Source organism: Streptomyces tamarix (genome assembly GCF_032423885.1).
In the GTDB taxonomy this organism is placed as follows: Bacteria; Actinomycetota; Actinomycetes; order Streptomycetales; family Streptomycetaceae; genus Streptomyces; species Streptomyces tamarix.
Window position 1 is genome coordinate 162,138 of sequence record NZ_JAWCTQ010000005.1, and the last position, 18,602, is coordinate 180,739.

The following is an 18,602-nucleotide window of genomic DNA, read 5'->3' on the forward strand; positions in this document are numbered from 1 at the left end:
CCTTTACGGGGTGTACGGGACCTTCAGCACGTTCCAGGAGGCGGCGCCCGGCCAGCCGTCGGCGTCGGAGCCGCGGAAGCCGAGCTTGCGCTGCCAGGCGGCGTACGACCGGCGGTCGGCCTCCAACCAGCGGGGGCCGGGGCCGACGCGGTAGTGGCCGCAGCCTTCGGCGACGAGCCGGCGGCCCATCGCGGTGACGATGGGCGAGCTGGGGTTCGACCGGAAGAACGAGGTGCCGGGGAACGGTTGGTAGCGGGGGGCGGCGGGCTTGGGCGCGGTCGGCTCCTGGGCCGAGGGGGCCGCTTCGAGCCGCTGGTGGATCCGCTCGCGCATCCCGGCCATGGCGAAGCCGCGCGGGTCGACCTTCTGGTCGGACCACTCCAGGTGGCCGATGACGGACTTGGCGCCCCAGCCGTGCGCCCGGCACAGCGCGGCGCCCACCCGCTCGACGGCGTCGAGCTGGGCGGCCGGCCACGGGTCGGCGCCGTTGCCGAGGTTGACGCACTCGAAGCCGTAGAAGCGGGCGTTGCCGTCGACGGCGTTCGCGCTGCCCTGGTGGGCGCGGGGGGCGGGCGGCCGGTCCCGGTACGTCTCGGTGATCACGGCCTGGAGGACCGACGGGTCGCCGCCGCCGGCGTGGTTGGCGCGGCCGTTGCCGACGAGGTGGACGGTGCCGTCCTTGGCGATGACGCCGTGGCACAGCGGGCCCGGCAGGCCGGCGTGGCCCCGGGCGCACAGCTCGACGGAGGAGGCGGTGCCGCTGGTGACGGTGTGGTGGATCATCACACCGGCGACGGGACCCCAGGCTCCGGTGTGGTTGCGGTTGCGGGTGCGCCAGCCGGGGTGCTCGACGACGGTGACGCCCTCGGCGCGCAGGGCGGCGAGGAGCCGGTCGGGGGAGAGGGGGGCTGCCATCGGTGGGCCTCCTCGTCAAGGGTACGGAAACGCCCGGCCCGCCGCGCGACGGCGGGTCGCGGGCGGGCCGGGCGTACGGGACGGGTCACCCCGCGGGGGCGGGGCGGGGGGACCGGGTCACATCACGGGGTCGATGCGGATGAACCGGGTGTCGAAGTGGCCGGCGCTGGTGGTGGCGGCGGTGCGGTAGGCGGGGGTGGCGGTGTGGGTGGTGCCCACGGCGAGGCCGCCGACCAGGAACTGCGTCGACACGGAGGACCGGTTCGGGGTGTTGACCAGCGCGGCCCGGTCGTCGGAGGCGGCGAGGACGACGGCCCCGGCGGAGTTGCGGACGTTCGCCGACATGTACGAGCCGACGTTCGCGGCGGAGGAGTGCATGTAGCAGCCGACGGTGATGATGACCTGGCCGGAGGCGGGCACGGTGAACACGGCGTTCATCGGGTCCCCCACCGCGTCGGTCAGGGTCTCCGCCCACGCGGTGCTGGTGGTGCTGCCGCCGTCGAGGTTGACCCGGAAGACCGGCACGGGTCCGACCGGGGCCCAGGCCGAGCCGGTGTAGAACATCAGGCGCCCCGGCGAGGCGATCCACGCGAGCATGCCGGCCACCGGCGTGGGGATCTTGGTGTCGCGGTCCGAGGCGGTGCCGAAGCGCAGTACGGTCCGCCCGTCCAGGGTCTGGGCCAGGGACTGGAGGTGCGCCGGCAGGTCGGCCGGGTCGCTCGGCTGCGGGTAGGGCAGGCCGCTGAGGGGGGTGTACTGGATGGTCATGCGATCTCCTCCTGTTCGCCGCCGGAGACGGGTACGACGGGGGCGGTGTCGGGGGTCTGGGTGCCGGGAACGGGCGGTTCGGGGACGGGGGCCGGTGGGACGGGCGCGGCGGGGTGCTCCTCCAGGAGCACCTCGACCGGGTACGCGGGGGCTCCCGGCGGCTCGGTGGTGACCTCCACCGGGTCCGGTGCGGACGGGGTGTCGCTCACAGGCCGCTCTCCTTGATCTGCCGCCAGGTCAGACCGCTGCCCGAGAGGCTCCCGAGGGTGGGGTGGGCGGCGGCGACGGCCGCGTAGGTGGTGCCGACCGGCAGCGGGGCGCGGTCGGAGGGGGTGTCGGGGGTCAGGTCGCTGTCGGCGGGGAACCCGTTGGTCCGGGTGCCGCGCAGCGTCAGGGTCTGCTGGACGGTGCCGGGGGACGTCGACGCGGTCTTGATGCCGACGACCCAGGCGAGGGTGTCCAGCGCGGCGCCGCTGGAGTCCACGACCCGGACGACGTCCCCGAGCTGGATGCGCGGGTCGTACAGCACCTCCACCTCGCCGAGGACGGGCACGGGGTACTGGCCCGCCGCCCGCATGGCGTGGGCGAGGTCCTGGGCCGCCCGGTAGTCCTGCACCCAGTCGCCGGCCTCGGCGCAGTACTCCTGGCGGCCGTAGTACTTCTCGCTCGTGCTGCCGGGGGCCCAGGAGGTCGCCTGCCGTTCGACCGGCTCGGTGGACGGCTTCAGGGTCTGGATGTGCACCGAGGGCTTGCCGTCCTCCGTGACCGTGTAGAGCCGCCGGGAGGTGCGGTTGGTGAACCGCAGGACCAGGTGGCCCTCCTCCCGCCGGGCGAAGATGTCCACGGCGCCCTTGACGGCGTCCGCGCCGGCCGCGTTGGCGGCCGCGAAGCGCACCGAGAAGCCGGGCGCGACGCTCTGGTCGTCGTCGACGTTGGGCGGGCCGATGTCGAACTCCTCGTCGGCGAGGACGTACTTGAGCGTCACCGACGAGTCGCCGGGTATCTCGCGCACCACGGTGTCGTTGTAGGAGGTGCCGTTGGCGACCTTCACCGACGACCAGTCCTTGTACGGCTGCACGCAGTAGTTGCGGCAGGCGTCGATCTCCTCGGTGACGGTGAGCGCGGCGATGTCGCGCAGGGACGTCAGGGTCAGGTCGGCGGCCGTGGGCTGCTTCGCGAAGCGCGTGTAGTTGCGCCAGTGGAAGACGCCCCGCTCGTCGAACTCGGCGGTGGACATGCTCGCCTTGGCGATCTGGGTGATCACCTCCCACTGCGAGCCGGACACGCGCGGGATCGTGTGGAGCGGCAGGATCGCCTCGTCGAGTTCCACCTCCTTCGTCCAGGCGCCCGTCTGGGCGAACTCGGCGTTCGTGGGGAAGGCGGTCAGCCCGCTGGAGAGCTGCACGGCCTCGGTGGCGAGCTGGGTCACCAGCCGTAGCTGGTACAGCTCGGCGGCGGGCTGCGCCGCGGAGGGGTTGGTGAAGGTGGCCGCGCCGAAGGCGTAGTGCCTCCCGTCCGGCCCGGTGAGGACGGGCTGGACGGTCGGCAGGACGGAGCCGCCGGCCGGCGTCGTGTCGAACAGGCCGCCGATGTGCCAGACGCCCCGCTGCTCCTTGAGCGCCGAGAGGTTCCAGTAGAAGTACGTGCCGCCGCCCTCGCGGGTGCCGGAGTGCATGAAGATCTGGCCGAGCGAGAAGTCGACCGCCAGGCGCAGCCGCCCGGTCTGGGTGCCGGTGCGGTTGAGGTCCACTTCCAGGGCGACGGTGGAGCCGAAGCCGACCGCGCTGTTCACCCACGCCTCGGCGAACAGCCGGCTGCCCGGCACGGTGACCCGGCTGCGCGGGAACCACGTGGCCGTCATCGCGTGTGTGTCGGGTGCCGCGGCGTGCGGTACCAGGGCCATCTCGTGCGGGGCGCCCTCCCGGCTCCAGCCGTAGTGCCGGGCGTCGGGGACGATCTCGGGCTGCCCGTAGGTGGCGGCGAACCCGCCGTGCAGGGAGGCGTACACGAGGGTGAGCGGCGCGCCGGCGCTGTACTCCGGGTAGCGCGGCGGCGGGGAGGAGTGCAGCCCCGCCTGGCGCAGCAACTCGTCGACGCACCAGGTGGCGGTGGCCACCGGTCGCCGCCAGTAGAACCCGGCGTACGGCTTGGGCAGCTCCGCCGGCCCGTGCAGCCGCTCGGCCCCGTCCAGGGCGGTGAGCTGCACGGTGTCGGTGCCGGAGGCGGCGGAGCGGTTGCGCACGGTGCCGCGGAAGGCGGGCAGGGTGCCGGCGTCGGTGCCGTACGTGTGGACCACGGACTGGCCGGGGCGGGCGATGTCGCCGGTGGCGCGCGGCGCCCACGGCGAGTACAGGGCGGGTGCCGAGGCGCCCGCGGTGCCGGAGACCTGGAGCTGGAGCTGGGCCGCGGAGCTGCCGGAGAACGCGCGCATGGCGTCCGGCAGGTCGGTGCTGTAGCTGCGTTCGAGCTGCCAGGACTGGACCTGCTCGGTCACGTCCCGGCCGCCGAGGCGGGTGGTGTGGGCGGTGGTGCGCGACCCGGACTCCAGCGTCCGGGTCAGCTCCTCGTCAGAGGCTCGCACTGGTCACCTCCACCAGGTCGATCGAGATGTTCCGGTACGGCAGGGGCCGGGCCGGGGAGTCGGTGTAGCCGGTCACGGCCATGACCGGGCACCCGTCACCGGGCAGTTCGGTCACCGTGGGGTCCACGTGCAGCAGCTTCGCCGGGCCGATCCGCGACTGGAACGCGCTGGTGGCGGAGGCGAAGGTCACGGTGGCGGACACGTGGGTGGCGCCGGCCGGCACGGTGGCCGGGGCCCAGCCGGTCGTCGCGGCGAGCTGTGCGCCGGCGGCGTCGTGGAACGCGAGCACGCAGTTCTCCGCCCTCGTCCGCACGGCGGCGGGCAGCACCAGGCCGACCAGGCCGGAGCCGGGCGGCAGCGCGTGGCCCTTCTGGGCGCCGTTCACGAAGGTCAGCGTTCCGGTCGTGGACGCGGCCAGGGACGCCACCGCGTAGCCGGACGCGTCGGTGGACAGGGTGACGCCGGTCGCCGACCACTGGGTGAGCGCCCCCCTGCCCGCGGCCTGCTCGGCGGGGAGCAGGTTCGCCGGGGCGGTGGGCACGTGGTCGTCGTCGATGGTCAGGACGGCGCCGTCGAGCCCGTACGTCCCGATCTCACCGGTGACGCCCGACGGGGTGACCAGCGCGGCGCCCTCGGGGACGGTCGCGACGAGGGTGTGCCCGGTGTCGGCGGCGGACGTCAGGTAGGTGCCGTTCGCGTCCCGCCAGTGCAGCCGGGTCGCGCACGGCCCCGCCCGCCAGGACGTGGGCAGGGTGAAGCGCACCCGCATGCCCGGGACGACGGGGAAGCCGGCGCGGGGCCTGCGGTGCCAGCTGAGCTGGGCGGTCGTCGTCAGCGCCTTCCAGACGTACGTCTGGGGCTGCGCGCCCGGGGCGGTCGACACCTCCAGCTTGCCGCTGCCGCTGACGGAGGTGTACCAGGAGTTGTACGGGCTGCCGGCCGCGACGCGTCCCTGCGCCTGCAGCGGGTCGAGCAGGTTGCGGGCCACCGGGTCGAGGACCTCGACGGGGCCGGGCCCGTCGACGCGCCGGGCCAGCCGGTCGAGGTGCGCGGCGTCGTCCTGGCCGAGCCGGTCGAAGGTGAGCTTGATCCTGCGGGGGGCGCGCCGGGGCGCGATCGTGGTGACCTGGCCGCCCAGTGAGGTGAACTGGGAGACGCCGAGTTCCGCACCGCGTTCGAAGCCGGTGGCGGCCTGGCTGATCTCGCGGAGCTGTCCGGGCAGGCCGACCCAGAGGTTTCGTGCCATGGGGAGCCTCCTTCCTTGGTGCTGGCTATCGGCGGGCGAGCTGCCGGTGCCCGGCGATCACGGCGCGGGCGATGGTCTGGCCGTCGACCTGGACGTGCACGGGCCGGTCGGCGAGGCGCTCGACCGCTTCGGCGAGCCGGGCGATCTGGGCGCGGCCGCCGCCCTGGCCGATCATGCGTTCCAGCTTGCTGAGCGGGATGACGGCCTCGTGCTCGCCGGCCTCGCCGATGAGGGCGAGGGTGCCGCCGTTGCGGGGCTGGACGATGCCGCCCTTGGCGAGGTGGGGGATGGGGATCTTCGGCAGGTTGATGGAGAAGCTCTTGCCGCCGAAGACCGGGACCCAGCCGGGGATCGAGACCTTGAAGCCGTTGAGGGCGCCGATGATGGTGTTGACGGCGGTGGCGAAGGCCCGGAACGGGGCCAGCATCACGTTGCCGATGCCCTTGAGGATCGGGGTGATGACCCTGGTCGCCGTCGACACGGCGTTCTGGATCGCCTTCATGCCCGACTTGAAGCCCCTGGTCACCACGGACACGATCTTGTCGACGTTGACGAACTTGGCGATGAGCGGCGCCAGCAGCGTCATGATCAGGCCGAACGGGCTGGCCGCCATGGCCAGGTTGAGGCCCTTCTGCGCGAGGCTCGCCCCCTTGAGGCCCTTGGACAGCCCGCCGCCCATGGTCCTGCCGGTCTTGTCGGCGCCCTTGCCGGCCTTCCCGACCGACTTCTCGACGGCGTCCGCCTGGCGCTTCACGTCGCGCAGGGCGTTCTTGGCCTTGTCGGCGGAGCCCTTGAGCTTGTCGAGCGAGGTCTTGAACTTGTCGGTGCCGCCCTTGGCCTTGCCGAACGAGGTGTTGGCGTTGTTGAGGCCGGTCCGCAACCGGCCCAGGGCGCTGTTGCCGTTGGTGGCGGAGGTGCGCAGCTTGCCGACGGCGGAGCCGGCCTTGTCGGCGCCGCCGCGCAGTTTCGCCACGGCGGCGGTGCCCTGGTCGGCGGCCGTCTTCATGCCGGAGACGGCGCGGCCGCCCTGCCCGAGGACCTGCGACAACCGCTGGGTCGCCGAAGCCGCGCTCCGGAGCTTGGTCGTCAATGACACGGGGGTGCCACCTTTCGTATCAGAGGGCGTTGGAGAAGCTGCGCAGGCCGCTTTGCACCGAGCGCATCTCGCGCAGGAGCGCGTTCATCTCCGCCCGGGTCTTCCGGGCATCTTCAGCCACCTTCTTGCGGGACTTTTCCGCCTCCTTTTCGCTCTCCTTGATCCTGTCCAGCTTGACCTGCAAGGAATTCGACCTGCTGAGCTTGGAAACCTTTTCGCGGATGCGCTTCTCGATGCGCTCCGCGTCTCTCATCAGCTTGCTCAGCTCGGCTCGGGTCTCGTAGACGAAGGTCTTGTCCTTCGAGTTCTTCGCCGCTTGGCTCTTCTCGGCGACGAGTTTCTTGACCCTCTCCAGTTCCTTGACGTCGTCGGCCAGTTTCTTGCGGTCCTTCTCCCCCTTCCTCTCCGCGCGTTCGATGCGGTTCTCCAGGTGCTTCTTCTGGTCGGCCCACCGGAAGGTCGCGATCTGCTTGCCGCGGAGGGTCACCCCCTTCTCGTCCACCTTGAGGAGGGTGAAATCCGCCTTCACCAGGGTGAGGCCGAGGGCGATGGCCGTGATGTCGAACTTGAGCCCGGTCAGGCTGGTGGCGATGGCGTTGACGCTGTGGCTGAGGTCGCGGTACATCTCCTTGTAGCGCAGCGCCTCTTTTGGATCGATCCACGGCGGGGCGCCGATCAAGGGTTCATTCGCTGCTGTTTGCGACATTTTTCCTCTACTTCCATTGCAGGGTGCCAAGCCCGGCCCGCTACTTCCCGGAGGGACCGTGTCCGTCGGACCGTGGATCGCGTGGTTTCTGCTGCTCTCGCCTGCTCTGGTCGTGAGCCCCGTGGCCGCGGCCTCGCTCCACGTGCATCTGCGCCTGCGCCGCGCGGGGGTGCCCGTGGAGGCCGTCTGCGACCACGCCTATCGGAAGAACGGGCGATGGGTGTGCGCCTATCGATATGTCGACAGTGCGGGCGAATCGCACTACGACTTCTCCCAGAAGCCCTATCCGCTGCCGATCCGCGAGCCGGGCCAGCCGGTGTCCGTGGTCTACGACCCCAGGCGCCCGGAGCGGTCGCGCACCCGGTACGAGCTGAGGCGCCCGGTCCCCTGGGCGGGGGTGAACATCGGCACCTACCTCTTCGTGCAACTGGTGCTCGGCATCCTCGGAGGCGCCTATCTGGCCGTCGGGATGTTCGAGCGGTGACCCGCGGAGGGCGCCGGGCCGCGGCGGGCTTCCGGCCGGTTCACGCGAAGAAGCGGCCGAGCTCCTCGGGGCCGGGACCGTCGCTCCCGCTCTCGTCCGTGTCGTCGTCGGCGTCGGCGTCGCTCCCGGTGGGCTCCGACGGCCGCGGTACGGGGGTCGGGTACTCCAGCGGCTCGGCGTCCTCGTCCTGGTTGACGGTGGCGAACATCCAGTTGGCCTCGGCCAGGTGGTCCACCGCGGCGGCCAGGAGGTGGTCCGTCACCGCCCACTCCGCCGCCTCGCCGTGCACCGCGCGGGCGAGCGCGCTGTCGCGGGGCATGTGCCGGACCAGCACCGCGAGCCGGCGGGAGGAGAGCCGGCCGCGGTGCCAGTCGAGCAGGTCCACGCCGTAGTGGCGCAGCAGGTCGGCCTCCAGGGCCTCGGCGTGCTCCTCGACGAGCACGCCGAGGCTCAGCCTTCCCCCAGGCCGAGCCCCGTCTCCTTGCCGTACGCCTCCAGGATCGCCGCGACGTCCTGCATCGTGACCTCCAGGTGGTCGAAGCGCGCGTACTGCTGCTCGCCCAGGAGGAGCCGCAGCAGCCCGTCGACGTCGTTGTCGTCGAGGTCGCGCAGCTTGCGGGCGGTGGCCCGGGACAGCTCGGTCGGGAGCTGGAAGGTCTGGTCGTCGAGCTCGAACGACCAGGCCCGGCCGAGCGCTTCCAGGCGCTGGGCGCGGGCCGCGTTGACGTTGAAGGAGGACATGCGCGGGCTCCTTTGCGCGGGAGGGAACAGGGGGAACGGGAGGGGACAGGGGGAGACGAAGACGCCGGTGCCCGGCGCGCGACCACGAGGGGCCGCGCGCCGGACACCGGCGGGGGAGGGGCGGGGCGCCGGGGGCGCCGAGCCCTTACGCGTACGACTTGTCCTTCATGATCCAGGTCGCCAGCGTGGAGCTGCCCTCGCCGGCCAGCGCGGTGAACGTGACGCCGAGCTTCAGCGCGCCCGTGCGGGTCAGCGAGATCTCCTCGGTCTCGGTCACCTGGCCGCGCGGGATGATGAAGCGGTACGTGACGTCCGCGCCGTCCTTGAACTCGATGCCCAGCTGGCGCTCGTCCTTCTGCGGCTCGGCGCCCATCGCGTACGTGTACGTGTCGACCGCGCCGGTGGCGGTCACCGCGCCGACCGTGCCGCCGCCCATGAAGAACGGCAGCGTGTCCTTGTTGAACTGCAGGAGCTGGAACTTCACGGTCAGGTCGCGGTCGGAGTAGATGAACCGCGCCGGGCTCACCGACTGCCAGGTGTCGACCGGGTCGATCTTGTCCTTCTTGTTGAACTTGATGCCGTCCGTGCTGGTGTAGCCGAGCTCGGTCCAGCCGGTCGGCCACTCGTCGGCGGTGTGCTTCGGGGCGGCCGGGCCGGTGGCGCCGGCGGTGGCGACGAGGATGCGGCCGGTGCCGGCGACGCGGATCTGGTTGCCGTTGTTGGCGGGCATGGGGACTCCTTCGGAGAGTGGTGAGGGCGTTGCGGGGTGCCGCGGACGCGGCGAAGGCCCCGTCGCGGGTGCGGCGGGGCCTGTTCGGGGGCGCGGGTGAACCGCGCGTGAGGGGTGCGGAGGGGATCTACGCGGGCCGGATCGACAACCGGACCGTGGAGAGGTAGCGGTTGCCGGCGGGCCGGTTGTAGTCGGGCAGCCAGCGCGGTCCGTCCGCCTCGACCACCTCGGTGACGGCGGCGCCGCCGTACACCGTGCCGGCGGCTTCGAGCAGTGCGGCGCGGGCGGCCAGGGCGACCGTGTGGGCGGCCGTCTTGTCCGGCCCGTAGACCTCCAGGTCGAGCAGCGGCCGGTCGAGGTGGAGGTCGTCCACCCAGGCGCCGCCGACGCGGGAGACGAGGACCGCCTTCTGGGTGCCGTCGAAGCCGGCGGGTGGCCGGTTGTCGACCACGACCCCGGTCAGTTCCGGCCGGTTCCTGAGGTGGTCGACCACGAGTCGTTCCACGTCGGGGAAGGCGAGAGGGCTCACATGGACGCTCCCTTCGAGAGGCGTTCGGCTGACGTGCGGAAAACACGAAGCGGCAGGACCGCCGCCCTGGTCGAGGGCGCAGCTCTGCCGCTGCTCCAAGTGTGATCGGGGCGCCCGCCGCCCGCAACCAACTTCGGTGCGCCCCGGCGTCGTCGTACCCGTCCTCGATCGCCCGTCTGCGCTACGCTCCCTAATCCGAACATCTATTCGAATCATCGGGGCGGGTCTTCGAGGCGCGGCGCGGAAGGTACGGACACACCCAACGGGGCGAAGGAGTGGTGGGGCGTGGAGACGAGCACGAGGAGCGGACGGACCGCGGGCGGTGAGGGCCGATGACGATCAGTCCGCAGGAGCGACTGGCCGATGTCGCGGCCGCCGCGGTCGAGGTGGCGGCGGAGAGCGCCGAGGCCGGGACGTACACCGGAGGGGTGGGGCGCGCGCTCAGCGCCGTCATCGCCAAGGTCGGTGCCCGCCTCACCGTCGACGCCGAGTCGCGCGGCTTCTCCATCGGCTGGCAGGAGGCCGTGGCCGCGCTGACCGGGGAGCACCCCGCTCCGGCCCCCGCCCCCGTCCGCCACCTGCCCGTCCGGCCCGACCCGGCGGAGCGCGCCTGACGGACGCACCGACGCGCCGGGGCGGCCACTCCTCGTACGGGAGTGGCCGCCCCGGCGCGTGCGTGCGTCGTGCTGTCGACTTGTCCGGCGGAGCGGTCCGGCCGGGTCGTCCAGTGGAGTCGCCTGGTCGGGTCGCCCGGCCGGGTCGTCCGGTGGAGTCGCCTGGTCGGGTCGCCCGGCCGAGCCGTCCGGCGGAGTCGCCTGGTCGGGTCGCCTGGCGGAGTCGCCTGGCCGGGCCGTTCGGCGGAGCCGTCCTTCGTGGTGGGGCGGCCCGCCTCGCGGCGTCAGCCCCCGCGGCGCGCCGAGCGTTCCGCCGCGAACACGTCCTCCAGCCGGAAGAGCTGGGCGCGGCCCTGCCGCCCCGCCGGTGCCAGCCGTCCGAGCTGCACCCACTTGCGGATGGTGGCGGGCAGGACACCGGCCTCCTGCGCGGCCAGCCGCCCGGTGACGAGCGCCGGGCCCACGGGGACGCGCGCGGGGGTCATCGGGCCCCCTCCTCGTCCTGCCGGACGGACGCGCCCGCCGGCGCCCGCTCCTCCATCCGGACGGCGATCTCCGCCTGCCCCACGCCGACGGACTGTGCCAGCTCCTGCCAGGCGTCCTCCGCCCACAGGTGCCGGAAGGCCGGGTCGGTCGCGCAGTCGCAGCCCGGCACCCCGCAGCGGCAGCCCGGGTTGACGCACACGACGGTCCGGCTCGCCGGGAAGGCCCGCAGCGACACCGAGTCGCAGCACGGGCAGCGCCCGGGCAGCCGCACCATCGTCTCCACTTCGCCCAGCGCCCGCGCGCACCGCCGCGCCATGCGCCGCACCTCGTCCCGTACGTGCCGGGCCAGGGTCGCGTCGGCGGCCACGCGGTCGAGCAGCCCGGTGAGGCGGACCAGCCGCCGGGGCACGTCGGCCCGGCGCGGCCGGCCGAGGCCGAGGCGGTCGTACACCGCCTCCTCCAGCTCGCTCACGCCGTCGGTGATGTCCCGGATCGCGTCGGATACGTGCAGGCGGATGGGGGCGGCGGTGTGACCGGGGACGGACAAGCCGTGTCGCTGTTCGTTGAGCAGCGCCTCCTCGCGCTCGGCGCGCAGGCGGGCCGCGCGCTCGGCGCGCTCCGCCGGGCCCGGGGCGGGGGAGGTCCGGTCGGCGGACCGGGGGGCGGCGCCGGCGGCCGGGGCGAGCTCGGTGAGCAGTTCGGGGAACTGGCGGATCAGCATGGCGGTCCACAGCGCGGCGTCGCGCACGGCCCCGAGGGCGTCGGGGGCGGCGGAGGCGTCGGGGGTGTGGGAGGTGCCGGGGGACTGGGTGGCGGACATGGGGTGCTCCCCTCCGGTGCGGTGTGCGGGACGGTTCAGGCGGCCGGGCGGGACGGGGCTCCGGCCAGGCCCTCGCGGGCCCCGCGGTTCCCGGCGCGGCGCCGCCGGCCCCGGTCGAGGTCGACCGGCCGGCCGTTGCGCCACAGCCGCCCGGCGCTGACGCCGTCGAACCAGGTGTGCGCCGGGTCCACGACCTCCTCGCACCGGCGGATCACGGGGCACCGGGCGCAGGCCCGCAGGGCCGGTGCCGCGTCGGCGGCCCTGCGGGCGAACACGACGTGGGGCGGCAGCCCGGCGCAGGCGGGGGTTCCGGTCGTGGCGGCGGAAGCGGTGTCGGCGGACGGTGCGGTCATGGTGGCCCCCTGGTACGCGTGCGAACGAATGAGCGACACGAGTGTTGCGAGCTCGCACACTTACATGTTGCGAGTGTGCACGCAACTAGAATCGGGGCTGCCTGTGAGCGTTCTGTGGGGCAATCTTCACTGTTTGGGGCCAGGGGAACGGGTAATTCCGTGCGTGCGAGCGCGATAGTCTGGTGCCCGCCTCGGAGGGAGAGTGCTGCCGATGTCCGCCAGCGAGTTGGAACAGTTCACCGCCTGGATCGAGGGGGTGATCCGGCGGCAGGGATACGACATCGACAGCCCCCGCGGCGGGGGGAAGTCCCGGCTCGCCGACGAGGCCGGCGTCCACCGGGCGGCCATCACCCGGCTCCTCCAGGGCCAGAGCACGCCGGACCTGGAGACCATGCGCCGGCTCGCCCACGTGCTCCGCGTCCCGGTGCGGGACATGCTGATCAAGTCCGGCCGGCTGACCGAGGACGACCTGCCGCTGCCCGGCCTGCCGGACGACGTCCCGGCCGCCGAGGAGGCGCCCGCACCCCGGCTCACGCTGGAGGAGGCCGCGGCCGGCCTCGGCATCCCGTCCGACCAGCGGGACATGTTCATCCGCGTCGCCGGGCAGTTCCTCCCCGGGGGACCGCCGGCGCGCGCCGGCCGCGAGGGCGCGGCGGAGACCGAGGCGAAGAGTGCCCGCCGGGGCTGAACTGCTCTTTCTCGTAAGCTGTTGTGGCCTGTTGCCCCCACGCAGGCCGAACGCCCCGCCGATCGTGGTGTCACCGGCGGAAACGACAGCGTCTGGTTGGGAAAGAGAGCGGGTCATGGGAGAGGGCGAGGAGTGCTCCCGGCCGCCACGCGCCCCGCGCGACGACGCGCGGCCACCCCGGGCGCGGGGCCCCGTCCCGGGGCTCCCCGAGCCGGCGGACGGCCTCCCGGACCTCCTCTCCACCCTCGGGCGCTACCTGGAGACCCACCTGCCCGGGGACGTCGTGGTCGTGCTGCGCGAGGAGATGGCGCGCCGCGAGTTCCAGGCGTACGCCAACGGCTGGCGCGACGCCGCCGACCAGTACGAACCCGTGCTGGAGGAGGCCCGCCGCATAGCCCAGACCCGGCGGCTGCGCCTGGTCGGCCGCACGCCGGGCCAGGCCGCGGTCATCCCGTTCCCCCGCGACGACGCCCGCGGCCCGGGCGGCCCCGACGCCGAAGGGGCGGCCACCCGCGACCGTACGCGCCGCCCCGCCCCCCGGCGCCCCCCGGCGGACCGGCCGGCCCCCGCGCGCCGGGTCGAGCCGGGCGGCGCCGACCGCGCCCCCGCCGACCGGGGCCGTGCCGGCGGGGATCCCACCGGCCGGAGCGCTGACGACCGGGGCCCCGCAGACCGGGGCCCGGCCGACCGGGACCCCATGGGTCAGGACCCCGCAGGCCAGGACCCGGCCGACCAGGGCCGCGACGGCCGTACGCGCCGGCAGGGCCGTACCGCGCGGACCGGCGGGGCGGACCGGCACGACCGCGCCGACCCGCGGGACCCCGCCGCCCCGGAGGGCCGCGCCGCCCCGGAGGGCCGCGCCGACCCGCCCCCGCCCGCCGACCGGCCCGCCCCCGCCGCCCCGGAGGGTGGCGACGGGCACCGCGGCGCGAACGGCGACGGCGCCGGAACGGGGAGTGGGGGCGCGCCGCCCGGACTGGTCGCGAAGTCCCGCGGCTCCAGGGTCCCGACCATCCCGCGCCTGACCACCCGCCGCCGGGACCCCGCCGATCGGCCGGCCGACCGATCGGCCGACCGGCCGTCGGAGCCCCCCGGGGACCACCCCGGGGACCGCGGCTGAGGGGGCCGCCGTTCCCGCGCCGCCCGCCCGTTCGGGGACCGGTGCGCCGGCCCGTCCGGGGCGAGGGCATTTGTTTTGACCCAGGTCCGTACGGTAGGTACGCTCAGACCTTGTGCCTGGGGTGTGCCTGGGCTCCTGTGCGTGTCCTCAACCGCACGGCGAGTCGTCGACGGCCACCGCAATCTGCGCCCGTTTCCGCCCCCCGGTGGAAGCGCGCAGTATTCGACACACCCGACCGCGTGGGTCGGGCGGTGTTCCAGGTTAGCTTCACTACACGGCACACAGAAACCGGAGAAGTAGTGCCTACGATCCAGCAGCTGGTCCGGAAGGGCCGGCAGGACAAGGTCGAGAAGAACAAGACGCCCGCACTCGAGGGTTCCCCTCAGCGCCGCGGCGTCTGCACGCGTGTGTTCACGACCACCCCGAAGAAGCCGAACTCGGCCCTCCGCAAGGTCGCGCGTGTGCGTCTGACCTCCGGGATCGAGGTCACGGCTTACATTCCGGGTGAGGGACACAACCTGCAGGAGCACTCCATCGTGCTCGTGCGTGGTGGCCGTGTGAAGGACCTGCCGGGTGTTCGCTACAAGATCATCCGCGGCTCGCTCGACACCCAGGGTGTCAAGAACCGCAAGCAGGCCCGCAGCCGCTACGGCGCCAAGAAGGAGAAGTAAGAATGCCTCGTAAGGGCCCCGCCCCGAAGCGCCCGGTCATCATCGACCCGGTTTACGGTTCTCCTCTGGTGACCTCGCTCATCAACAAGATTCTGCTCAACGGCAAGCGTTCCACCGCCGAGCGCATCGTCTACGGCGCGATGGAGGGTCTTCGCGAGAAGACCGGCCAGGACCCGGTCATCACGCTGAAGCGCGCCCTCGAGAACGTCAAGCCGGCCCTCGAGGTGAAGTCCCGCCGCGTCGGTGGTGCCACCTACCAGGTGCCGATCGAGGTCAAGCCCGGTCGCGCCTCCACCCTCGCTCTCCGCTGGCTCGTGGGCTACTCGCGCGCCCGTCGTGAGAAGACCATGACCGAGCGCCTGATGAACGAGCTGCTGGACGCCTCGAACGGCCTCGGCGCCTCGGTCAAGAAGCGCGAGGACACGCACAAGATGGCCGAGTCCAACAAGGCCTTCGCGCACTACCGCTGGTAGTCGCACCCACATCGAGACCGAGAGAAGACTGAAGCCTTATGGCTACCACTTCGCTTGACCTGGCCAAGGTCCGCAACATCGGGATCATGGCCCACATCGACGCGGGCAAGACGACCACCACCGAGCGCATCCTCTTCTACACCGGTGTTTCGTACAAGATCGGTGAGGTCCACGACGGCGCTGCCACGATGGACTGGATGGAGCAGGAGCAGGAGCGCGGCATCACGATCACGTCCGCCGCGACGACCTGTCACTGGTCGCTCGAGGACGTCGATCACACCATCAACATCATCGACACCCCCGGTCACGTCGACTTCACCGTCGAGGTGGAGCGTTCGCTCCGCGTCCTCGACGGCGCCGTGACCGTGTTCGACGGTGTGGCCGGTGTGGAGCCGCAGTCCGAGACCGTGTGGCGTCAGGCGGACCGCTACGGCGTTCCGCGTATCTGCTTCGTGAACAAGCTCGACCGTACGGGCGCCGAGTTCCACCGCTGCGTGGACATGATCTCGGACCGCCTGGGCGCGCAGCCGCTCGTCATGCAGCTGCCGATCGGTGCCGAGGCGGACTTCAAGGGCGTCGTCGACCTGGTCCGCATGAAGGCCCTGGTCTGGTCCGCCGAGGCGGCCAAGGGCGAGATGTACGACATCGTCGACATCCCGGACACCCACGCCGAGGCTGCCGAGGAGTACCGCAACAAGCTCGTCGAGGCCGTCGCGGAGAACGACGAAGAGATCATGGAGCTGTACCTGGAGGGCCAGGAGCCCACCGAGGAGCAGCTGTACGCCGCGATCCGTCGTATCACCATCGCCTCCGGCAAGGGCACGGGCACCACGGTCACCCCGGTGTTCTGCGGTACCGCGTTCAAGAACAAGGGCGTCCAGCCCCTGCTCGACGCCGTCGTGCGCTACCTGCCGTCGCCGGTCGACATCGAGGCGATCGAGGGCCAGGACCCCAAGGACGCCGAGGCCGTCGTCAAGCGCAAGCCGTCCGACAACGAGCCGCTGTCGGCGCTGGCGTTCAAGATCATGAGCGACCCGCACCTGGGCAAGCTCACCTTCGTCCGGATCTACTCCGGTCGCCTGGAGTCCGGCACCTCGGTGCTGAACTCCGTCAAGGGCAAGAAGGAGCGCATCGGCAAGATCTACCGCATGCACGCGAACAAGCGTGAGGAGATCGAGTCGGTGGGCGCCGGCGACATCATCGCCGTCATGGGTCTGAAGCAGACCACGACCGGTGAGACGCTGTGCGACGAGAAGGCCCCGGTGATCCTGGAGTCCATGGACTTCCCGGCGCCGGTCATCGAGGTCGCCATCGAGCCCAAGTCCAAGGGTGACCAGGAGAAGCTGGGTGTCGCCATCCAGCGTCTCGCGGAGGAGGACCCCTCCTTCCAGGTGCACACCAACGAGGAGACCGGCCAGACCGTCATCGGCGGTATGGGCGAGCTTCACCTCGAGGTGCTCGTCGACCGCATGAAGCGCGAGTTCAAGGTCGAGGCCAACGTCGGCAAGCCGCAGGTCGCGTACCGTGAGACGATCCGCAAGGCCGTCGAGCGCGTGGACTACACCCACAAGAAGCAGACCGGTGGTACCGGTCAGTTCGCCAAGGTGCAGATCGCGATCGAGCCGATCGAGGGCGGCGACGCCTCGTACGAGTTCGTCAACAAGGTCACCGGTGGCCGCATCCCGAAGGAATACATTCCTTCCGTGGACGCCGGCTGCCAGGAGGCCATGCAGTTCGGCATCCTCGCGGGCTACGAGATGACGGGCGTGCGCATCACCCTGCTCGACGGTGCCTACCACGAGGTCGACTCCTCCGAGCTCGCCTTCAAGATCGCCGGCTCGCAGGCCTTCAAGGAGGCCGCGCGCAAGGCGTCCCCCGTGCTCCTCGAGCCGATGATGGCCGTTGAGGTCACCACGCCCGAGGACTACATGGGCGATGTCATCGGTGACATCAACTCCCGCCGTGGCCAGATCCAGGCCATGGAGGAGCGCGCCGGTGCCCGCGTCGTCAAGGGCCTGGTGCCGCTGTCGGAGATGTTCGGCTACGTCGGCGACCTCCGCAGCAAGACCTCGGGTCGCGCAAGCTACTCGATGCAGTTCGACTCCTACGCCGAGGTTCCGCGGAACGTCGCCGAGGAGATCATCGCGAAGGCCAAGGGCGAGTAACTCAACCGAGTTCACGCCTTAGGCTTGTCACCGGATACACGGGGCGTTTCGGCGCAGACCGCGCGAGCGGAGGCACGGAACGCCCCGGGGCCGGCATCCCAGCAAAGATCACCTGGCGCCGATGAGTAAGGCGTACAGAACCACTCCACAGGAGGACCCCAGTGGCGAAGGCGAAGTTCGAGCGGACTAAGCCGCACGTCAACATCGGCACCATCGGTCACATCGACCACGGTAAGACGACCCTCACGGCCGCCATTACCAAGGTGCTGCACGACAAGTACCCGGACCTGAACGAGGCTTCGGCCTTCGACCAGATCGACAAGGCTCCTGAGGAGCGTCAGCGCGGTATCACCATCTCCATCGCGCACGTCGAGTACCAGACGGAGTCGCGTCACTACGCGCACGTCGACTGCCCGGGTCACGCGGACTACATCAAGAACATGATCACGGGTGCGGCGCAGATGGACGGCGCCATCCTCGTGGTCGCCGCCACCGACGGCCCGATGCCGCAGACCAAGGAGCACGTGCTCCTGGCCCGCCAGGTCGGCGTTCCGTACATCGTCGTCGCCCTGAACAAGGCCGACATGGTGGACGACGAGGAGATCCTGGAGCTCGTCGAGCTCGAGGTCCGTGAGCTCCTCTCCGAGTACGAGTTCCCGGGCGACGACGTTCCGGTCGTCAAGGTCTCCGCTCTGAAGGCGCTCGAGGGCGACCCGGAGTGGGCCGAGTCGGTCATGAACCTCATGAACGCCGTCGACGAGGCCATCCCGCAGCCGGAGCGCGACGTCGACAAGCCGTTCCTGATGCCGATCGAGGACGTCTTCACGATCACCGGTCGTGGCACGGTCGTCACCGGTCGTATCGAGCGCGGTGTCCTGAAGGTCAACGAGACCGTCGACATCATCGGCATCAAGACCGAGAAGACCACCACCACGGTCACCGGCATCGAGATGTTCCGCAAGCTGCTCGACGAGGGCCAGGCCGGTGAGAACGTCGGTCTGCTGCTCCGCGGCATCAAGCGCGAGGACGTCGAGCGCGGCCAGGTCATCATCAAGCCGGGCTCGGTCACCCCGCACACCGAGTTCGAGGCGCAGGCCTACATCCTCTCCAAGGACGAGGGTGGCCGCCACACGCCGTTCTTCAACAACTACCGCCCGCAGTTCTACTTCCGTACCACGGACGTGACCGGCGTCGTGACCCTCCCCGAGGGCACCGAGATGGTCATGCCGGGCGACAACACCACCATGTCCGTCCAGCTGATCCAGCCGGTCGCCATGGAGGAGGGCCTGAAGTTCGCCATCCGTGAGGGTGGCCGGACCGTCGGCGCCGGCCAGGTCACCAAGATCGTCAAGTAAGTTCCGCTTCTTGACGGCCTGAACGGCTGACCTGGTTGCTCTCAGGAGCACCTGGAGCAAC

The 18,602-nt window shown here is 71.8% G+C and carries 22 protein-coding genes; 8 read left to right on the top strand and 14 right to left on the bottom strand.

Going from position 1 to position 18,602, the window contains the following annotated elements:
* Positions 1-3: 3 nt before the first annotated feature.
* The 7 genes from RND61_RS06405 to RND61_RS06435 form a co-directional block, all read right to left on the bottom strand.
* Entirely contained in the window at positions 4-915 is a 912-nt protein-coding gene (locus RND61_RS06405; protein ID WP_315876800.1) for a peptidoglycan-binding protein, read from the bottom strand.
* 117 nt (positions 916-1,032) lie between these two features.
* A complete protein-coding gene (locus RND61_RS06410) occupies positions 1,033-1,683 on the bottom strand; it encodes a hypothetical protein (RefSeq protein WP_315876801.1) in 651 nt (216 codons plus the stop codon).
* Positions 1,680-1,892, bottom strand: a complete 213-nt coding sequence (locus RND61_RS06415; RefSeq protein ID WP_315876802.1) for a hypothetical protein — start codon at positions 1,890-1,892, stop codon at positions 1,680-1,682. Before RND61_RS06415 ends, RND61_RS06410 begins: the two co-directional genes overlap by 4 nt.
* Positions 1,889-4,264, bottom strand: a complete 2,376-nt coding sequence (locus RND61_RS06420; protein ID WP_315876803.1) for a hypothetical protein — start codon at positions 4,262-4,264, stop codon at positions 1,889-1,891. The genes RND61_RS06415 and RND61_RS06420 overlap by 4 nt, the downstream gene beginning before the upstream one ends.
* Positions 4,251-5,510 (bottom strand): hypothetical protein, encoded by a 1,260-nt coding sequence (locus tag RND61_RS06425; RefSeq protein WP_315876804.1) that lies wholly within the window; start codon positions 5,508-5,510, stop codon positions 4,251-4,253. The genes RND61_RS06420 and RND61_RS06425 overlap by 14 nt, the downstream gene beginning before the upstream one ends.
* A 25-nt stretch (positions 5,511-5,535) precedes the next feature.
* Positions 5,536-6,606 carry a hypothetical protein gene (locus RND61_RS06430; protein WP_315876805.1) on the bottom strand — a complete coding sequence of 357 codons (1,071 nt, stop codon included), beginning with the start codon at positions 6,604-6,606 and terminating at the stop codon, positions 5,536-5,538.
* Between the two features lie 19 nt (positions 6,607-6,625).
* The gene (locus tag RND61_RS06435) at positions 6,626-7,312 is read right to left on the bottom strand and encodes a hypothetical protein (RefSeq protein WP_315876806.1); all 687 of its coding nucleotides are present in this window, start codon (positions 7,310-7,312) and stop codon (positions 6,626-6,628) included.
* A 112-nt stretch (positions 7,313-7,424) separates the two neighbouring features.
* Here RND61_RS06435 and RND61_RS06440 point away from each other — a divergent pair, with 112 nt between their 5' ends.
* Complete coding sequence (locus tag RND61_RS06440) at positions 7,425-7,796, top strand: DUF3592 domain-containing protein (protein ID WP_315876807.1); 372 nt, start codon at positions 7,425-7,427, stop codon at positions 7,794-7,796.
* A 40-nt stretch (positions 7,797-7,836) separates the two neighbouring features.
* Here RND61_RS06440 and RND61_RS06445 read toward each other — a convergent pair whose 3' ends face one another.
* From RND61_RS06445 to RND61_RS06460, 4 genes are all read right to left on the bottom strand, one after another.
* Complete coding sequence (locus RND61_RS06445) at positions 7,837-8,181, bottom strand: hypothetical protein (protein WP_315876883.1); 345 nt, start codon at positions 8,179-8,181, stop codon at positions 7,837-7,839.
* Positions 8,182-8,246: 65 nt separating this feature from the next.
* A complete protein-coding gene (locus RND61_RS06450) occupies positions 8,247-8,537 on the bottom strand; it encodes a hypothetical protein (RefSeq protein WP_315876808.1) in 291 nt (96 codons plus the stop codon).
* 145 nt (positions 8,538-8,682) lie between these two features.
* A complete protein-coding gene (locus RND61_RS06455; RefSeq protein ID WP_315876809.1) occupies positions 8,683-9,267 on the bottom strand; it encodes a phage tail tube protein in 585 nt (194 codons plus the stop codon).
* A 127-nt stretch (positions 9,268-9,394) separates the two neighbouring features.
* Positions 9,395-9,796 carry a hypothetical protein gene (locus tag RND61_RS06460; protein WP_315876810.1) on the bottom strand — a complete coding sequence of 134 codons (402 nt, stop codon included), beginning with the start codon at positions 9,794-9,796 and terminating at the stop codon, positions 9,395-9,397.
* A gap of 332 nt (positions 9,797-10,128) precedes the next feature.
* Between RND61_RS06460 and RND61_RS06465 the strand changes: the two genes are divergently transcribed.
* Positions 10,129-10,410: a hypothetical protein gene (locus RND61_RS06465; protein ID WP_315876811.1), complete on the top strand. Its 282-nt coding sequence runs from the start codon at positions 10,129-10,131 to the stop codon at positions 10,408-10,410.
* 284 nt (positions 10,411-10,694) lie between these two features.
* Here the strand turns inward: RND61_RS06465 and RND61_RS06470 are convergent, their stop codons facing one another.
* From RND61_RS06470 to RND61_RS06480, 3 genes are read right to left on the bottom strand one after another with little or no spacing between them, the layout of a single operon-like run.
* On the bottom strand, positions 10,695-10,895 hold the full coding sequence (locus RND61_RS06470) for a hypothetical protein (protein ID WP_315876812.1): 201 nt from the start codon (positions 10,893-10,895) through the stop codon (positions 10,695-10,697).
* The gene (locus tag RND61_RS06475) at positions 10,892-11,716 is read right to left on the bottom strand and encodes a hypothetical protein (protein ID WP_391652959.1); all 825 of its coding nucleotides are present in this window, start codon (positions 11,714-11,716) and stop codon (positions 10,892-10,894) included. Before RND61_RS06475 ends, RND61_RS06470 begins: the two co-directional genes overlap by 4 nt.
* Before the next feature lie 35 nt (positions 11,717-11,751).
* Positions 11,752-12,069 carry a WhiB family transcriptional regulator gene (locus RND61_RS06480; protein ID WP_315876813.1) on the bottom strand — a complete coding sequence of 106 codons (318 nt, stop codon included), beginning with the start codon at positions 12,067-12,069 and terminating at the stop codon, positions 11,752-11,754.
* A 211-nt stretch (positions 12,070-12,280) separates the two neighbouring features.
* On the opposite strand from RND61_RS06480, the gene RND61_RS06485 reads away from it, so the two are divergent.
* From RND61_RS06485 to tuf, 6 genes are all read left to right on the top strand, one after another.
* Positions 12,281-12,757 (top strand): helix-turn-helix transcriptional regulator, encoded by a 477-nt coding sequence (locus RND61_RS06485; protein WP_315876814.1) that lies wholly within the window; start codon positions 12,281-12,283, stop codon positions 12,755-12,757.
* A 115-nt stretch (positions 12,758-12,872) separates the two neighbouring features.
* The gene (locus tag RND61_RS06490; protein WP_315876815.1) at positions 12,873-13,877 is read left to right on the top strand and encodes a hypothetical protein; all 1,005 of its coding nucleotides are present in this window, start codon (positions 12,873-12,875) and stop codon (positions 13,875-13,877) included.
* A gap of 299 nt (positions 13,878-14,176) precedes the next feature.
* A complete protein-coding gene (gene rpsL, locus RND61_RS06495) occupies positions 14,177-14,548 on the top strand; it encodes a 30S ribosomal protein S12 (protein WP_003948652.1) in 372 nt (123 codons plus the stop codon).
* A 2-nt stretch (positions 14,549-14,550) separates the two neighbouring features.
* Positions 14,551-15,021 carry a 30S ribosomal protein S7 gene (gene rpsG, locus RND61_RS06500; protein ID WP_023587042.1) on the top strand — a complete coding sequence of 157 codons (471 nt, stop codon included), beginning with the start codon at positions 14,551-14,553 and terminating at the stop codon, positions 15,019-15,021.
* Between the two features lie 38 nt (positions 15,022-15,059).
* The gene (gene fusA, locus RND61_RS06505) at positions 15,060-17,186 is read left to right on the top strand and encodes an elongation factor G (protein ID WP_315876816.1); all 2,127 of its coding nucleotides are present in this window, start codon (positions 15,060-15,062) and stop codon (positions 17,184-17,186) included.
* A gap of 161 nt (positions 17,187-17,347) precedes the next feature.
* Positions 17,348-18,541 (top strand): elongation factor Tu, encoded by a 1,194-nt coding sequence (tuf, locus tag RND61_RS06510; RefSeq protein ID WP_010474158.1) that lies wholly within the window; start codon positions 17,348-17,350, stop codon positions 18,539-18,541.
* Positions 18,542-18,602 lie beyond the last annotated feature (61 nt).

Coding starts and splice junctions, on each gene's coding strand:
- RND61_RS06405 (WP_315876800.1), bottom strand. CDS start 915: ATGGCAGCCCCCCTCTCCCCCGACCGGCTCCTCGCCGCCCTGCGCGCC.
- RND61_RS06410 (WP_315876801.1), bottom strand. CDS start 1,683: ATGACCATCCAGTACACCCCCCTCAGCGGCCTGCCCTACCCGCAGCCG.
- RND61_RS06425 (WP_315876804.1), bottom strand. CDS start 5,510: ATGGCACGAAACCTCTGGGTCGGCCTGCCCGGACAGCTCCGCGAGATC.
- RND61_RS06435 (WP_315876806.1), bottom strand. CDS start 7,312: ATGTCGCAAACAGCAGCGAATGAACCCTTGATCGGCGCCCCGCCGTGG.
- RND61_RS06450 (WP_315876808.1), bottom strand. CDS start 8,537: ATGTCCTCCTTCAACGTCAACGCGGCCCGCGCCCAGCGCCTGGAAGCG.
- RND61_RS06455 (WP_315876809.1), bottom strand. CDS start 9,267: ATGCCCGCCAACAACGGCAACCAGATCCGCGTCGCCGGCACCGGCCGC.
- RND61_RS06465 (WP_315876811.1), top strand. CDS start 10,129: ATGACGATCAGTCCGCAGGAGCGACTGGCCGATGTCGCGGCCGCCGCG.
- RND61_RS06470 (WP_315876812.1), bottom strand. CDS start 10,895: ATGACCCCCGCGCGCGTCCCCGTGGGCCCGGCGCTCGTCACCGGGCGG.
- RND61_RS06475 (WP_391652959.1), bottom strand. CDS start 11,716: ATGTCCGCCACCCAGTCCCCCGGCACCTCCCACACCCCCGACGCCTCC.
- RND61_RS06480 (WP_315876813.1), bottom strand. CDS start 12,069: ATGACCGCACCGTCCGCCGACACCGCTTCCGCCGCCACGACCGGAACC.
- RND61_RS06485 (WP_315876814.1), top strand. CDS start 12,281: ATGTCCGCCAGCGAGTTGGAACAGTTCACCGCCTGGATCGAGGGGGTG.
- RND61_RS06490 (WP_315876815.1), top strand. CDS start 12,873: ATGGGAGAGGGCGAGGAGTGCTCCCGGCCGCCACGCGCCCCGCGCGAC.
- rpsG (WP_023587042.1), top strand. CDS start 14,551: ATGCCTCGTAAGGGCCCCGCCCCGAAGCGCCCGGTCATCATCGACCCG.
- fusA (WP_315876816.1), top strand. CDS start 15,060: ATGGCTACCACTTCGCTTGACCTGGCCAAGGTCCGCAACATCGGGATC.